The following is a 15,593-nucleotide window of genomic DNA, read 5'->3' as shown; positions in this document are numbered from 1 at the left end:
CATCAATGTTTAATTGTTTAAAAATCATTTTTTATGCTAAACAAAAGCATCAAATTCTTAATAGAAAACAAACTGGTCGCAGTTATATTACTCGTTTTATTTGTAGGATGGGGAACTGTAAATGCACCATTTAATTTAGATACAGGTTTTTTACCAAACGATCCTGTAGCAGTTGATGCCATACCAGATATTGGAGAAAATCAACAAATTGTTTTTACAAAGTGGGACGGACAATCTCCGCAAGATATAGAAGACCAAATAACATACCCATTAACAACATCTTTATTAGGGATTTCTGGAGTAAAAACCATCCGTAGTTCTTCTATGTTTGGGCTTTCAAGTATCTATGTCATTTTTGATGAAGGAGTAGATTTTTATTGGAGTCGTTCTCGAATTCTTGAAAAGTTAAATTCATTACCAAGTAATTTACTGCCAGAAGGAGTAAGTCCTTCATTAGGGCCAGACGCCACTGGATTGGGGCAGATTTTTTGGTATACACTTGAAGGACGTGATGAAGATGGTAATGTCACTGGAGGTTGGGATTTACATGAATTACGTAGTGTACAAGATTACTATGTAAAATATGCACTTTCGTCTGCAAATGGCGTGTCTGAAGTAAGTTCTATAGGTGGATATGTTCAAGAATATCAAATAGACGTAAAACCAGAGTTGATGCGTCAATACAATATCAGTTTACAGCAAATTGTAGCAGCAGTAAAGCAAAGTAATCAGGATATTGGGGCGCAAACAATAGAAATAAATCAAGTAGAATACTTAGTCCGTGGTTTAGGATATGTAAAGTCTATAGCAGATATTGAAAATGCTGTAGTTACAGCTAAAAATTATACTTCAATACGAGTAAAAGACATTGCAAAAGTATCGTTAGGAGCAGAACCTCGTAGAGGGATTTTAGATAAAGAAGGAGCTGAGGTTGTAGGAGGTGTAGTAGTAGCCCGTTATGGAGCAAATCCTTTAGAAGTAATCACCAATGTAAAGGAGAAGATTAAAGAACTAAGTGCAGGTTTACCAAGTAAAGAGTTAAAAGATGGTAGAACTTCTCAATTAATAATTGTTCCGTTTTATGACCGTACAGAGTTAATTCATGAAACTTTAGACACGTTGAACGAGGCTCTTACGCTAGAAATATTAATCACTATTTTGGTAATCGTAGTTATGGTTTTTAATTTACGGGCTTCTGTACTAATCTCAGGATTATTACCCGTGGCAGTATTGATGGTTTTTATTGCAATGAAAGCCTTTGGAGTTGATGCCAACATCGTAGCTTTATCAGGAATAGCTATTGCTATTGGAACCATGGTAGATGTGGGAGTCATACTCTCCGAAAACATCATAAGTCACTTAGAAAAAGACGAGAATAAATTACCGATAAACACATTAGTTTACAATGCAACAGCAGAAGTTTCTGGAGCGATTGTAACAGCGGTAATGACGACGATTATCAGTTTTATTCCAGTATTTACCATGATTGGCGCAGAAGGAAAACTATTCCGTCCACTAGCATTTACCAAAACCTTCGCTTTAATAGCAGCTATTGTGGTAGCATTGTTTTTAATACCGCCATTTGCAGCTGTTTTATTTAAGAAAAAGGAGTTGACAAAAAACTTTAAATACATTGTAAATGGAGTTTTAGTAGCATTAGGTATTACTGCTGTTTTTTATGGATATTGGTTAGGAATTGTATTAATAGCCTTTGGAGCTATACAATTTTGGAGTAATTATTCAGAAAAAACCACAATTCATTTTTCGTTTTCCAATTATAATTTTACACTGCCTGTTAATACGATCAATATTATTATATCTGCATTAGCAATTGTTGGTTTGTTAGCAGAATACTGGAGACCTTTAGGAGTAGATAAAAGTATTGTTACCAATCTTTTATTTGTAGCACTTATTTGTTTCGGATTGTTAGGCTTTTTTAGCTTACTGCAAAAATATTACAATCATATATTACAATGGGCATTGAACAACAAATTACTGTTTTTAACCATCCCGTTAACAGTATTAACTTGTGGATTCCTAATTTTTAAAAACACAGGAAAAGAGTTTATGCCTTCGCTAAACGAAGGGTCATTTTTATTGATGCCTACCTCTATGCCGCATTCAGGGGTGGAAGAAAACAAACGTGTATTACAACAATTAGATATGGCGGTTGCTAACATTCCAGAGATAGCAACGGTTGTAGGTAAAGCAGGAAGAACAGATTCAGCATTAGATCCAGCTCCTTTATCAATGTATGAGAATGTGATTAACTACAAGCCAGAATATAAGTTAAATTCTGAAGGAAAACGTCAACGTTATAGGGTAAATGAGGACGGATTGTTTCTGTTGAAAAACGGTAAAACGGTAGCGAACCCAAGTTTGACAGATAAGACATCAGAAGTTGTTTTTTATGAGGTTTCATCAAATGAATTAATAGAAGATGAAGATGGTGAGTTTTATCGTAATTGGCGACCAAACATCAAGTCACCCAATGATATTTGGAACGAAATAGTAAAAGTTACCAAGTTACCAGGAGTAACGTCTGCACCTAAATTACAACCTATAGAAACTCGATTGGTAATGCTGCAAACAGGAATGAGAGCTCCAATGGGAATTAAAGTAAAAGGTCAAGATTTAAAAGAAATTGAAGCTTTTGGAGTACAACTTGAGGGAATTTTAAAAGAGGTTGAAGGAGTAAAAAAAGAAGCAGTTTTTGCTGATAGAATTGTAGGTAAACCGTATTTATTAATTGATATTAATAGAGAAAAATTAGCACGCTACGGAATAGCTATTCAAACGGTACAAGATGTATTGAAAGTAGCAGTAGGAGGTGTGCAATTATCGCAAACGGTGGAAGGAAGAGAGCGTTATGGAATTCGAGTTCGTTACCCAAGAGAATTACGCTCTAGTCCAACGGATTTAGAAAACATTTATATGCCAGTATCCAAAGGAGCTCCAATTCCGTTGAGTGAATTAGCAACGATTCGATATGAACAAGGACCACAGATGATTAAGAGTGAAGATACTTTTTTAATCGGATATGTATTGTTTGATAAGTTAAATGGTTTTGCTGAGGTAAACGTGGTAGAAGCAGCTCAAAAAGTAATTCAACAAAAAATAGATTCAGGAGAGCTAACTGTTCCAAAAGGAATATCATATCAGTTTACAGGAACTTATGAAAACCAATTAAGAGCAGAAAAAACACTATCAGTAGTAGTGCCATTGGCGTTGATGATTATCTTTTTAATACTGTATTTTCAGTTCCGTTCAGTAGCTACTTCATTAATGGTATTCACAGGAATTACTGTAGCTTTTGCAGGTGGATTCATCATGATGTGGTTATACGGACAAGATTGGTTCTTGAATTTTAGTGTATTTGGAGAAAACCTAAGAGAATTGTTTCAAATGCACTCAATTAACTTGAGTGTTGCTGTTTGGGTAGGATTTATCGCATTATTCGGAATTGCAACCGATGATGGTGTAGTAATGGCTACCTATTTAACACAAACATTTAATAGAGATAAACCTCAAACAATTGAAGCTATTCGAGCATCTGCATTACATGGAGGAAACAAACGTATTAGAGCATGTTTAATGACAACGGCAACCACCATTTTAGCCTTGTTGCCAGTATTAACTTCAACTGGAAGAGGTAGTGATATTATGATTCCAATGGCTATTCCTGCTTTTGGAGGAATGATTATAGATGTGACTTCGTATTTTATTGTACCAGTACTGTATAGTTGGCGTGAAGAATTTTTATTAAAACGAAAAACGAAAAGAGATGAGTTTTAAAATAAATAATAAAAAAGCAACCTTATTTCTAGCTTCTGTGTTTTTTGCTTTTACAATACAAGGACAAAACCTACAGGAATATATTGAGACAGCTTTAGAAAACAATCCAGAAGTACAACAGTTTGATATTAAGTACAAGCGTATTTCAGAGAAAAAAGAAGAGGTAAATACATTGCCTAATACCGAGTTTGGAGCAGGATATTTTGTGAGTACACCAGAAACACGTACAGGGCCGCAGAGGTTTAAACTATCTGTAAAGCAAATGATTCCTTTTTTCGGAACCATAACAGCACGAGAAAACTATGTGTCTTCATTAGCTGATGCAGCTTATCAGGATATCGTAGTCGTAAAACGTAAACTAGTAACATCAGTAGCGCAGTCGTATTATAAACTTTATGAGGTTAAAGCAAAACAAAAAGTATTAGACGAAAATATAGCATTACTTAAAACGTATGAAAAGTTAGCGTTAACTTCTGTTGAAGTAGGAAAAGCTTCTGCAGTAGATGTGTTAAGGTTGCAAATAAGACAAAACGAATTAGCACAACAAAAGGAAGTGTTACGGGAAGTTTTTTTAGGAATGCAAAAAGCATTTAATAAACTGTTGAATCAGGATATCAACACACAAATTTCAGTCGTTGATAGCCTACAAATTCCAACCAAAGTAGATAAAATACAACCAAGTATCTTAAAATTACACCCAGAGCTGGTGAAGTTTGATAAGTTGTATGCCTCTGTAGAAAAGTCAGAATTCTTAAACCAAAAAGAGAAACAACCTATGATAGGTTTTGGGCTTGATTATGTTAATGTTGAAAAGCGCACTGATATGAATGTGGTAGATAACGGTAAGGATATCATCATGCCAATGGTATCATTATCAATTCCTATTTTCAATAAGAAAAATAAATCTATAAGCAAACAAAACAAGTTACAGCAAGAGGAGATTCTATCGCAAAAAGAACAACGATATAATACTTTAGAATCTGTGTTATACAGAGCAGTTTCGGATAGAAATGCATCCGTAATAAATTACCGAACACAACTTAAAAATTTAGAGCAAGCTAAAAATGCAGAACAAATTTTGGTAAAAAGTTACGAGACAGGAACTATAGATTTTAACGATGTGTTAGATATTCAAGAATTACAGTTGAAGTTTCAAACGAATATGATTACATCAGAAGTAACTTATTATACACAAAGTACCATTATTAATTATTTAATAAAGTAAACAGATGAAAAAATATATAACATACATAGCAATTTTAATAGCTGGGGTATTTTTAGGATGGCTACTTTTTGGAGGTTCTTCAAATGGTAAGGCAGCGCATAATCATACTACAGAAGAAAAAGGTAAAATGTGGACCTGTTCTATGCATCCACAAATTATGCAACCAGAATCTGGGGATTGTCCTATTTGTGGAATGGATTTAATCCCTGCAGAAGCAGGAGCTGAAGGACTAGCTGCAAATCAGTTCAAATTAACTAAAAATGCAATGGCATTGGCTAATGTACAAACGACTGTGATTGGTAATGCTATAAGTGCAGATAATACAATTACACTATCCGGAAAAATAGCAGAAAACGAAAAATCAAATGCGGTGCAGGTAAGCTATTTTGCAGGAAGGATAGAACGTTTAAATGTGAATTTTACAGGAGAGAAAATAAGAAAAGGTCAGTTGTTAGCAACGGTATATTCTCCAGAACTGGTAAAAGCACAACAAGAATTATTAACAGCAGCGTCAGTAAAAGAAAATCAGCCAGCATTGTATAAAGCAGTTAGAAACAAACTGAAATTATGGAAGCTTTCTGAAAACCAAATTAATCAAATTGAAAAAACAGGAAAAGTAAAAGAAAACTTTCCTGTATATGCTACGGTTTCTGGTACAGTATCAGAGAAACTAGTTGAGCAAGGTGATTATGTAAGTCAGGGACAAGCATTACTAAAAATAGCCAATTTGAATTCAGTATGGGCAAATTTTGATGTGTATGAAAATCAAATCAGTAACTTTAAAATAGGTCAAGACATATCAATTACTACAAATGCCTATCCTAATGAGACTTTCAAAGCAAAAGTTTCGTTTATAAACCCTGTATTAAATCAAGAAACTCGAACAGTAACTATGCGTGCTGTACTAAACAATAGTAAAGGGAAGTTTAAACCAGCCATGTTTGTTACAGGAAAAGTGGAAGCAACAGAGAAACAGACAAAGGAACAATTAAGTATTCCTGCAACAGCAGTATTATGGACAGGAAAACGTTCAGTTGTATATGTAAAGCCTGACGCAAGTAAACCAGTTTTTGAAATGCGAGAAGTAGTATTAGGTGGAAAAGCAGGAGACAACTATCAAGTGGAAAAAGGGTTGAAGTCTGGAGAAGAAATTGTTACGAATGGAGTGTTTACAATAGATGCTTCAGCACAATTACAAGGGAAGAAGTCAATGATGAATCATACAAAAGAAATTATAGAATCTTTTAGTACTCCTAAAGCATTTAAAGAGCAATTACAAAAAGCTTATGATGGATATATAGGCTTAAAAGACGCTTTAGTAAAAACTGATGCAAATGCAGCCAAAACAAGTGCAGAAAACTTACAAAAAGAGTTAACATTAGTTGATATGAAGTTGTTAACTAACGAAGAAGCTCACAAACAGTGGATGCAATTAATTCCCGCATTAAAGTCAAGTAACATAGAAATAGCAAAAACAACAGATGTAGATACACAACGAAAGTATTTTAAAGTATTGTCAGAACATTTTATTGTGGCAGTACAATCTTTCGGGATTAATGAGGTGGCTTATAAACAGTACTGTCCTATGGCAGATAGTGATAAAGGAGCTTATTGGTTAAGTAAAGAAAAACAAGTGTTAAATCCGTATTTTGGTGATATGATGCTAAAATGTGGTGAAGTAAAAGAAACAATTAATAATAATTAAATATCAATTCAAAATGAAAAGAGCAATCTTAGGAGTAGCTATGTTGGCTACTATTGGTTTAGTAAGTTGTAAAAACGAAGCTAAAAAAGAAACAGAAACAAAAGAAGTACAAACAGAGCAAACTACTAAAGAAGTAGCAATGACTGACGCAACTTTTGGAGTAAGAGGTAACTGTGGAATGTGTAAAAACACAATTGAAAAGGCAGTAAATGGTGTTGATGGAGTAGCATCGGCAGAATGGGATAAATTAAGAAAGCAAATCAACGTATCGTTTGATGATTCTAAGACTAATTTAGATGCTATTCATAACGCAATTGCAGCATCTGGTTACGATACTGATAAAGTAGCTAGTAGTGAAGAAGCTTATGGAAACTTACCAGGATGTTGTCAATACGATCACAATATGGAAATGAGTTTAAAAGGTGATGTAAAAGCAGACGAAACGTCTAATCACTAATTTTTAAAAAAGTGTAACGATATACTTCGTTACACTTTTTTGTTCTATCACTTTAGCATTAATACAGTGTATGTAGTTTTTTTGTTAGAAAAATATCTTTGCATAAAAAGATTAAGTCGAAAAAGAAATCTTGTAAAATATCCTTGATTATCAGTTTTTTATTGTTTTATATTTGTGTTTGTAGAAATAAAAAAGAAAATGGAAAAAGTAGATAAGTACATAGAAAACATAAAAAATTGGAAAGAAGAAACAAAGCTGTTACGACAAATTTGTTTGGATTGTGGTCTTGAAGAAGATTTTAAATGGAAGCATCCTTGTTATACTTTTCAAGGAAAAAATATTGTGTTAATTCATGGTTTTAAAGATTATTGTGCATTACTTTTTTATAAAGGAGCTCTATTAAAAGATACTGACGGAATTTTAATTCAACAGACAGAAAATGTGCAATCTGCTCGTCAAATTAGGTTTACTAAACCAGAAGAGGTTGTTGATTTAGCATCAACTATTAAAACCTATGTTTTCGAAGCGATAGAAGTTGAAAAAGCAGGTTTAAAAGTAAAAACTAAGAAGACTTCAGAATTTGAAATGGTAAGTGAATTTAAAGAAGTGTTACAAGAAAACTCAGATATAAAAATAGCTTTCGAATCCCTAACACCAGGAAGGCAAAGAAGTTACTTGCTATATTTTTCTCAAGCTAAGCAATCGAAAACACGTTTGTCAAGAATAGAGAAATCAATACCAAAAATGATCCAAGGAAAGGGTCATAATGAAAGATAACAAACAAAGCTACCCAAAAAGAATAGCTTTGAATTTAGATGAAAACTAAATAAATTAATGTTGTTGCAAAGTCTTGTTTATAGACTATTTAACATTAGTGTAAGAGTGAAACATTTGTGTAGAAACAGCAATACGATTCCAAATATTAATTTCTCCTATTTGCATAATAATTTGTGCTATTTCGTTATCGGTAAAGTACTCTTTAAGTTTTTGGAAGGTGTTTTCTGTTAACCCATTATAACTTATTAGTGTTACTTCATCAGTAGCAGATAACAATGCTTTTTCTTTTTCGGAAAATAAAGGAGATTCTTTCCATGCACTCAAAGCAAAAATTCTGTTTTGCTCTTCTCCATTTTTAAGAGCCTCCGCAGTATGCATCTCGATACAATAAGCACAGGTATTAATTTGAGAAGCCCTTATTTTTATGAGATTTTTACTCTTTTTTGAAAGAGTTGATGTTTCAAGATATTTAAAAATTCCTAAAACAGCATTGTAAGCGTTGGGTTCTAACTCTTGAATGTTTAGTCTTTGTTTCATAATTTTAAATTTTATAAACCAAAGGTATTACTCCTCGTAAAGTTAAAACTTAAGCTAGTTTAAGAAAGGTGAGATTACATATTTTAAGATAAAGAAATATTGTTAAGTTAGTAAAACTCTGTGATTTTAATCTTAAAACGTTTATGATGTAATATAAAAACAAAACCCTGTTAGAAATCTAACAGGGTTTTTGTGACCTCGGCAGGATTCAAACCTGCAACCTCTTGAGCCGTAATCAAGTGCACTATTCAGTTATGCTACGAGGCCTTTTTGCGGGTGCAAATATAAGAATGTTTTTTAAAATCTAAAGCAAAAAAATAATTTTTTTTCAAGCTTTTTCAATTATTTGTCAGCTTCTATTTCTTGTTTAAAATCGTCGATAGTGCTTTGAGCTTTTTCAAGGTCTGATTCATAGATATATACGTCAACAGAATTACCTAAAGTTCCAAAACCAGCAACTCTTCCAGCTTCTTTGTTATCTTTTACTAAATACGGAACTTCAATTTCATCAAGTAATTGACTTAATCTGTTCGCAAGGATTTGAGATCCTGAGAAAACTTTAATATGCATGTTCATAATGGTAAATTTTTAATCCAACGAATTTATTGTAACATAAGCACGCCATCCAATAATAGCCAATTGAAATTTTGATGCTTTTGATATATCCAATTCCTTTTTAGTAAAGGAAGGTAGTAGAGCCTTGTTTAGTTTGGCTAAAAACTTAAAAAAACTTTTTTTCATTAGTAGTTGATTCTACTATCAAAAATAACGAAAAATAATTTGTTATAATAAGAAAGTATAAACTTTACTTAACTTAAAATGAAAAGTATAGGTTTTAATAAGCTAATCTCTTAAAAGATCAATTCCAGTAATAAATAAGCAATTTTAATGGTTATTAGAATTAGTTTTAAAGCAAGTATAATCATGTTAGATTTATGTTTTTTTAGTTAGTAAATAATGATGAATTCCGGAATTGTTTTTTCAATATATGAGAAAGGAAATATTACAACCAAATTTTCGGATATCATTTAATTAAATTGAGTTGTGATTTAAGGTTAAAAAAGCATATTTAGTTTTAAAATGAAACTATTGTTTCTACATACTAGTTTCATTTTAAAATAAACTTGAGTTTTTTTGTTTGTTTTGATAAGGTAGTAAAGGGCTTTTTTTGAATGGATTTTAAAAGTAAAGGAAAAAGAGTTTTAAAAACAGGTGTTTTTAAGGTGTTCCATTTCTTCTGAGAAAAAAAATAAGTTTTTCTTAATAAATGTTTGGTACTAATTTGAGAGGAGATATATTTGCAATTTAAAATAAATCTAAATAAATATAATGAAATTTTACGTAATAGTAGCAGCTTTATTTTTAACCTTCGGAGTATCAGCTCAGTCTAGTTTAAAAGGGAAGATAAAGGATGAACAAGGTCAACCAATTTATGGGGTTAATATTCATGTCTCTGAACTTCAAAAAGGTACTACCACTGATGAAAATGGAAGCTTTGTATTAAAAAATATAAGAGAAGGTGTTTTCAAGGTGACTTTTAGCATGGTCGGGTTTCAAACCATAACAAAAGAAATAACATTTACTCAAAATAGTACAGTTGAGATAGTACAAGTACTAAAAGAAAATGAAGAGAGTTTAAATGAAGTTGTTGTTTCAGCTAGTAGACGTTCAGAATATCTTTCAGAGATACCAGCATCAATAACTGTTGTCAACCAAAAACAATTAGCAGATTTATCAAACTCAACAACTAATATTAATGAAATATTAGAATTTACAGTTCCTGGTTTGGCAGTATCTACAGGAACTTTTTCTAACTGGGGACAAACATTACGTGGTCGTTCTTTATTGGTGATGATTGATGGTGTTCCGCAATCTACTCCGTTACGTAACGGTCAATTAGGAATAAAATCGGTAAGTCCTAACGATATTAGTCGAGTAGAGGTTATTAAAGGAGCTACTTCTATTTTTGGAAATGGAGGAAATGGAGGTTTTATTAATTACATTACCAAAAAGCCAAATAGTAGTGAAAAAATTGAAGGGGCTACCAATATTTGGGGAACTTCTAATTTGACAAAAACCAAAGATGCTCTTGGATTTGGAGCTTATCAATCACTGCGTGGGAAAATAGATAAATTAAACTATTATGTAAGTGGAAGTTATGAGGAAACAGGAAATAAGTATGATGCAGATGGTAAAGTTATACTTCCTACTTATGGGTTGGATAATACAAGAATTTATACTGCTTTAGCTAAATTAGAGTATGAAATATCTGATAAACAAAAAATAAGTATTGGAGGAAATTTATATAATTCTTTACAAGACACACCTTTTATACCTGCTTCAGGATCTTTTGAAGTGTATAATGAAGAAGGAGATTACACCTTAACACCTGGTTATGGTATTGAAGGGGCTATTGAAGGACAAGAACCTACAGGATCTAAACTGTATAATGGAAACTTGAAATATGACTTAAATAATATTTTTGATGGTACAACAGATTTTACAGCTGATGTATATTATCAAAAAACAAAAAACATATTCTTTTATTCAGACAAATTTGAAAATGGAGGTCAATCAGTAATTAATGCAGAAAAGTATGGCTTAAGACCAAACTTTAACACTACACTTACTTCAAGTGAATCAATAGAGATTTCATTAACCTATGGTTTGGATTTGTTAAAAGATAAAACTAATCAAGGGTTGTTAGATGGTAGATTATGGGTGCCAAATATTGAAATGTTTAGTTGGGCACAATACATACAATCTACAGTAAAATTTAATGATGAATGGGTTTTAAAAGCAGGGTTAAGATATGATGATATGAACCTTGCCATAGATGATTATAATACCTTACCATATTCACCTTTAGGTGATGGTAATTTTAACCCTTCAGTAGCGGTAGAAGGAGGTAAATTAGGATTTGATAATTTGGCTTTTAATGCTGGGGTTAGGTATATTAAGCACCAAGAGTTTATTCCTTATGTAAGTTATTCTCAAGGTTTTTCAATTGCTGATTTAGGCTCTGTTTTACGTTCAGCAAAAGCAGATAGTGTTGAAGATATTCAATTAGAGCCAGCAGTAACTAAAAACTATGAGTTCGGATTTTTATCAAAGTTCAAAAACTTTAGACTAGAGGCTGTAGGATATTACAGTGTTTCTAATTTAGGAACAGGGGTAGTATTTGATGAAAATATAAATTCTTTTGTACCATCAAAAAAGCCACAGAATATTTATGGAGGAGAAATAGCCATAGACTATACTGCTTTTGATAATAAATTACAAGTAGGAACATCATATTCTTACGTTGAAGGTGTTACTCATAACGTGGAGGATGAAAACAACTTAACTTATTTAGGAGGAGATGTTATTTCAGCACCTAAGTTAACAGCTTATGTAACATGGTTACCAACAAACAAAATAAGTACCTCTTTACGAATGACTAATTTAGGAAATAGAAGTCGTTTTAATCCATATTTAGATGCAAACGATAATTATACGTTTAGACATACACAATTTCCAGTAGAAGGATACACTTTACTTAATTGGTCTATGAACTATAAACTGCAAGAAAATATATCAGTTTCATTAGCGGTAAATAACTTGTTAAACGAATATTATTTACCAGCAAGATCACAATGGGCAGCACCTTTAAGAACTTTTACTGGTACAGGTGAAGGAACAAACGCTAAATTAAGCGTATTGTATAATTTCTAAGAGAGTTAATAACATCTTACATTTGCAAAATTATAAACCCAGTGTCTATTTTATTTTAGACTCTGGGTTTTAAAAATAAAAGATATCAATTGCAGCAGATATATAAAATAATTTGGAAAATACATTTATGGCTAGGTCTTAGCTGTGGGATTATTGCATCATTTTCAGGCTTAACGGGATCATTGTATGTTTGGCAACCAGAAATAACTTCATTACTAAATTCGAAATTATTAAAGGTTGAAGATTTTTCTAAAATAAAAGAAAAAACAATTTTAAATTCTGCGTATTTTTTAGCTACGCAGAATGAAGGAGAAGTAAATAAAGTTTTTTTGCCTTACAGAGAGCAGCAAACAATTTCAATAAATTATAAAAACGGAAAAACATTGTATTATCACCCGAAAACAAGAGTTTTTTTAGGTGAAAAATCGGTGTCCATACAGTTTTTTGAAACACTTCTGAAGTTACACCGTACATTAGGAATACCTACAATAGGTAAGTATATTATAGGCACAAGTGCTTTGTTATTCTGTTTCTTCTTGTTAACAACAGGGTTTTATATGTGGTGGAAAGCATATAAAAATAACCTATCAAAAGGATTTACGATGAAGTGGAAACCTAAAAAGAAACGTTTTCATTTCAATTTACATAAAGTATTCGGAATTTATTTTTTGCTGCCATTAATGATAATTGCATTTACAGGAGGTTACTTTACGTATCATAAAACCTATAAATCAGCTTTGTCTATTTTTAATGGCTCAGATAAAATAATCTTGGATGATGAAGCAAAACAAGCTAAGATTTTTTCCTTGGAAGAGGCAGTATTACAAACCGATGGGAAATATGTATTAAGAGCTATTTATTATCCGAAAGACAGTTTAGGAGTTTATAAACTAAGATATATAAAAGATCGATTTATCAAATCAGGATTTAGAAGAACAAAAGAAATGGAGCTAAATCAACAAGGTAAGTTACGAACGTTATCAAGTTTTGATTTTGATCCAAATAATAATAGGATAGTAGCTCAGTTTTATCCAATACATATAGGAGAAATAGTTGGGGTATTAGGTAGGGTCTTAGTGTTCATATCAGGTTTGGTGCCTTTAATTTTATTAATCACAGGGTATAAGGTTTATAGCTCAAAAACTAAACGATTAAAAAAGACTATTAATTAACATTTTTCTTAGAGGTAGTAGCTGAATTTGTTTTCATATTTGCTTGCTAAAAATCTTATCTTCGCCCAAAAAATATTTTATGAGCATTCTATACATTATTATTGGTTTAACATTGTTGGTTTTAGGAGGAAATTGGCTGTTGAAAGCAGCGGTAGGTTTGTCGCTAAAACTAAATATACCAAAAATTGTAATAGGTATGACGGTAGTGTCTTTTGCTACTTCAGCACCAGAATTAATAGTAAGTATAAAGTCAGCTTTAGATGGAGCTACAGGACTAGCTGTAGGAAATGTAATTGGGTCTAATATTGCAAACCTAGGTTTAGTATTAGGTATAACAGTAATACTATCATCAATTGATGTAGAAAAAAGTTTTTACAAGACTGATTGGCCAGTAATGATGATTGCTTCTGTAATGTTGTATTTTTTTATAGTGAATGATAAAACCATCCAGTTTTACGAAGGAGCTATATTATTTGGAATGTTAGTAGTGTTTTTAATCTATTTATTACGTTTCCAAAAACAAGCTGTTGTTGATGAAATGCCTGAAGATGATGAAGAGTTACCATTATACAAAATAGTACTGTTTTTAGCAGTAGGTGGAGTTGGTTTATGGGGTGGATCAGAATTATTAATAAATGGTTCAGTAAGTTTAGCAAAGAATTTAGGAGTTAGTGATGCTATAATTGGAGTAACAGTAGTATCGGTAGGAACAAGTGTTCCTGAATTAGCGGCATCAATTATTGCAGTATTAAAGAAAGAAAAAGCCATTTCATTAGGAAACCTAGTAGGTTCTAATGTGTTTAATATTTTAGCGGTTTTAGGTATTACAGCAATGATTACTCCTGTTGAAGTGAAACCAGATGCATATAGTTTAATAAACAATGATATTTATTGGATGTTAGGGGTTTCGTTTGCTATACTCCCTTTAGTGTTTATTCCAAAAGGTATGCGTTTAGGATGGAGAGATGGAATTATCTTATTAGCTGCGTATGCAACCTTTATTTATTTAACTATTTCGTAAATGAAGAAACTAGTATTAAAATAAAAAAAGCCGCTATTAGCGGCTTTTTTAGTTGTGTTGTTGTGTTTGTTAATTATATGTTGGCACCTTTTACGGTTTCTATAATTCTACCAGCTACTTTGTAAGGGTCAGCATTTGAAGCAGGTCTTCGGTCTTCTAACCAACCTTTCCAACCTTTCTCTACAGTAATAATAGGAATACGGATTGAAGCACCTCTATCAGAAACTCCATAACTAAAGTCAGATACATGGGCTGTTTCGTGTAAACCAGTTAAACGCTCATCATTGTTAGCTCCGTACACATCCATGTGCTCATCTGTAACAGGTCTAAATGCTTCACAAATTTTTTCGTAAGTTTCTTTAGAACCACAAGTTCTTAATGTAGTGTTAGAGAAGTTTGCATGCATACCAGAACCATTCCAATCTCCTTTTACAGGTTTTGGGTGATATTCAATATAATAACCGTATTTTTCGGTTAAACGATCTAATAAATAACGAGCAACCCAAATTTCATCACCAGCTTTTTTAGCGCCTTTAGCAAATAATTGGAATTCCCATTGTCCTGGAGCAACTTCTTGGTTAATTCCTTCAAAGTTTAAACCAGCTTCAATACATAAGTCAGCATGCTCTTCCACAAAATCTCTTCCCCAAGTGTATCTTCCACCTACAGAACAGTAGTATTTTCCTTGAGGTCCAGGAAATCCACCACGTGGGAATCCTAAAGGTAAATCAGTTTTAGTATCCATTAAGAAATACTCTTGCTCAAAACCAAACCAAAAATCATTATCGTTATCATCAATTTTAGCACGTGCATTAGATGCGTGCGGAGTACCGTCAGCATTTAAAACTTCAGACATTACTAAGAATCCATTTTTTCTAGTTGGGTCGGGATAAATAGCAACAGGCTTAAGTAAACAGTCAGAAGCACCTCCAGAAGCTTGTTCTGTTGAACTTCCATCAAAAGACCAAATAGCACAATCTTCTAATTTACCGCTAAAGTTTTCTTCAACTTTAGTTTTACTACGCATGTTTTGAGTTGGTTCATGACCATCTAACCAAATGTATTCTAATTTTGATTTACTCATGATTTTTGTTTTTGTGTTGTTTTCGAGTTAATTATGGGGCAAAATTGAGTATTTTTTGTCAAAGCTCAAAATTTTTAAGGGTGTTTTTATTTAAAATTAACTTTAA

The 15,593-nt window shown here is 32.3% G+C and carries 12 protein-coding genes and 1 tRNA gene; 8 read left to right on the top strand and 5 right to left on the bottom strand.

Annotation, left to right across the window (positions count from 1 at the left end; genetic code table 11):
* The first annotated feature begins 33 nt into the window (after positions 1 to 33).
* The 5 genes from VBY68_RS05595 to VBY68_RS05575 all read left to right on the top strand — a co-directional run bounded on the left by VBY68_RS05595 (position 34) and on the right by VBY68_RS05575 (position 7,959).
* Positions 34 to 3,795, top strand: coding sequence for an efflux RND transporter permease subunit (locus tag VBY68_RS05595; protein WP_415269152.1), 3,762 nt, complete (start codon positions 34 to 36; stop codon positions 3,793 to 3,795).
* Positions 3,785 to 5,020 carry a TolC family protein gene (locus VBY68_RS05590; protein ID WP_415269151.1) on the top strand — a complete coding sequence of 412 codons (1,236 nt, stop codon included), beginning with the start codon at positions 3,785 to 3,787 and terminating at the stop codon, positions 5,018 to 5,020. Before VBY68_RS05595 ends, VBY68_RS05590 begins: the two co-directional genes overlap by 11 nt.
* A gap of 4 nt (positions 5,021 to 5,024) precedes the next feature.
* Positions 5,025 to 6,725 carry an efflux RND transporter periplasmic adaptor subunit gene (locus VBY68_RS05585; RefSeq protein ID WP_415269150.1) on the top strand — a complete coding sequence of 567 codons (1,701 nt, stop codon included), beginning with the start codon at positions 5,025 to 5,027 and terminating at the stop codon, positions 6,723 to 6,725.
* A gap of 13 nt (positions 6,726 to 6,738) precedes the next feature.
* Positions 6,739 to 7,182 carry a heavy-metal-associated domain-containing protein gene (locus VBY68_RS05580; protein WP_273693985.1) on the top strand — a complete coding sequence of 148 codons (444 nt, stop codon included), beginning with the start codon at positions 6,739 to 6,741 and terminating at the stop codon, positions 7,180 to 7,182.
* A 198-nt stretch (positions 7,183 to 7,380) separates the two neighbouring features.
* A complete protein-coding gene (locus VBY68_RS05575; protein WP_415269149.1) occupies positions 7,381 to 7,959 on the top strand; it encodes a YdeI/OmpD-associated family protein in 579 nt (192 codons plus the stop codon).
* An 84-nt stretch (positions 7,960 to 8,043) separates the two neighbouring features.
* Here VBY68_RS05575 and VBY68_RS05570 read toward each other — a convergent pair whose 3' ends face one another.
* From VBY68_RS05570 to VBY68_RS05555, 4 genes are all read right to left on the bottom strand, one after another.
* Positions 8,044 to 8,496, bottom strand: a complete 453-nt coding sequence (locus VBY68_RS05570) for a carboxymuconolactone decarboxylase family protein (RefSeq protein WP_415269148.1) — start codon at positions 8,494 to 8,496, stop codon at positions 8,044 to 8,046.
* A gap of 193 nt (positions 8,497 to 8,689) precedes the next feature.
* Positions 8,690 to 8,763 (bottom strand) — tRNA-Arg (locus tag VBY68_RS05565).
* A 75-nt stretch (positions 8,764 to 8,838) separates the two neighbouring features.
* Positions 8,839 to 9,072 (bottom strand): putative signal transducing protein, encoded by a 234-nt coding sequence (locus VBY68_RS05560; RefSeq protein WP_099215250.1) that lies wholly within the window; start codon positions 9,070 to 9,072, stop codon positions 8,839 to 8,841.
* A gap of 12 nt (positions 9,073 to 9,084) precedes the next feature.
* Entirely contained in the window at positions 9,085 to 9,237 is a 153-nt protein-coding gene (locus VBY68_RS05555; RefSeq protein ID WP_099215251.1) for an SsrA-binding protein, read from the bottom strand.
* 588 nt (positions 9,238 to 9,825) lie between these two features.
* Between VBY68_RS05555 and VBY68_RS05550 the strand changes: the two genes are divergently transcribed.
* The 3 genes from VBY68_RS05550 (at position 9,826) to VBY68_RS05540 (ending at position 14,403) form a co-directional block, all read left to right on the top strand.
* On the top strand, positions 9,826 to 12,210 hold the full coding sequence (locus VBY68_RS05550; RefSeq protein ID WP_415269147.1) for a TonB-dependent receptor: 2,385 nt from the start codon (positions 9,826 to 9,828) through the stop codon (positions 12,208 to 12,210).
* Between the two features lie 89 nt (positions 12,211 to 12,299).
* Positions 12,300 to 13,382, top strand: a complete 1,083-nt coding sequence (locus VBY68_RS05545; protein ID WP_415269146.1) for a PepSY-associated TM helix domain-containing protein — start codon at positions 12,300 to 12,302, stop codon at positions 13,380 to 13,382.
* A 79-nt stretch (positions 13,383 to 13,461) separates the two neighbouring features.
* Entirely contained in the window at positions 13,462 to 14,403 is a 942-nt protein-coding gene (locus tag VBY68_RS05540) for a calcium/sodium antiporter (RefSeq protein ID WP_415269145.1), read from the top strand.
* A gap of 73 nt (positions 14,404 to 14,476) precedes the next feature.
* On the opposite strand, the gene VBY68_RS05535 is transcribed toward VBY68_RS05540, so the two are convergent.
* Positions 14,477 to 15,487: a glutamine synthetase beta-grasp domain-containing protein gene (locus tag VBY68_RS05535; protein WP_099215252.1), complete on the bottom strand. Its 1,011-nt coding sequence runs from the start codon at positions 15,485 to 15,487 to the stop codon at positions 14,477 to 14,479.
* Positions 15,488 to 15,593 lie beyond the last annotated feature (106 nt).

Origin of the sequence: Tenacibaculum ascidiaceicola (genome assembly GCF_047470925.1) — a bacterium.
Taxonomy (GTDB): domain Bacteria; phylum Bacteroidota; class Bacteroidia; order Flavobacteriales; family Flavobacteriaceae; genus Polaribacter; species Polaribacter discolor.
The sequence above is the reverse complement of the archived record's forward strand: the minus strand, read 5'-3'. Positions and strand labels throughout refer to the sequence as shown.

Coding starts and splice junctions, on each gene's coding strand:
- VBY68_RS05595 (WP_415269152.1), top strand. CDS start 34: ATGCTAAACAAAAGCATCAAATTCTTAATAGAAAACAAACTGGTCGCA.
- VBY68_RS05590 (WP_415269151.1), top strand. CDS start 3,785: ATGAGTTTTAAAATAAATAATAAAAAAGCAACCTTATTTCTAGCTTCT.
- VBY68_RS05585 (WP_415269150.1), top strand. CDS start 5,025: ATGAAAAAATATATAACATACATAGCAATTTTAATAGCTGGGGTATTT.
- VBY68_RS05580 (WP_273693985.1), top strand. CDS start 6,739: ATGAAAAGAGCAATCTTAGGAGTAGCTATGTTGGCTACTATTGGTTTA.
- VBY68_RS05575 (WP_415269149.1), top strand. CDS start 7,381: ATGGAAAAAGTAGATAAGTACATAGAAAACATAAAAAATTGGAAAGAA.
- VBY68_RS05570 (WP_415269148.1), bottom strand. CDS start 8,496: ATGAAACAAAGACTAAACATTCAAGAGTTAGAACCCAACGCTTACAAT.
- VBY68_RS05560 (WP_099215250.1), bottom strand. CDS start 9,072: ATGAACATGCATATTAAAGTTTTCTCAGGATCTCAAATCCTTGCGAAC.
- VBY68_RS05555 (WP_099215251.1), bottom strand. CDS start 9,237: ATGAAAAAAAGTTTTTTTAAGTTTTTAGCCAAACTAAACAAGGCTCTA.
- VBY68_RS05550 (WP_415269147.1), top strand. CDS start 9,826: ATGAAATTTTACGTAATAGTAGCAGCTTTATTTTTAACCTTCGGAGTA.
- VBY68_RS05540 (WP_415269145.1), top strand. CDS start 13,462: ATGAGCATTCTATACATTATTATTGGTTTAACATTGTTGGTTTTAGGA.
- VBY68_RS05535 (WP_099215252.1), bottom strand. CDS start 15,487: ATGAGTAAATCAAAATTAGAATACATTTGGTTAGATGGTCATGAACCA.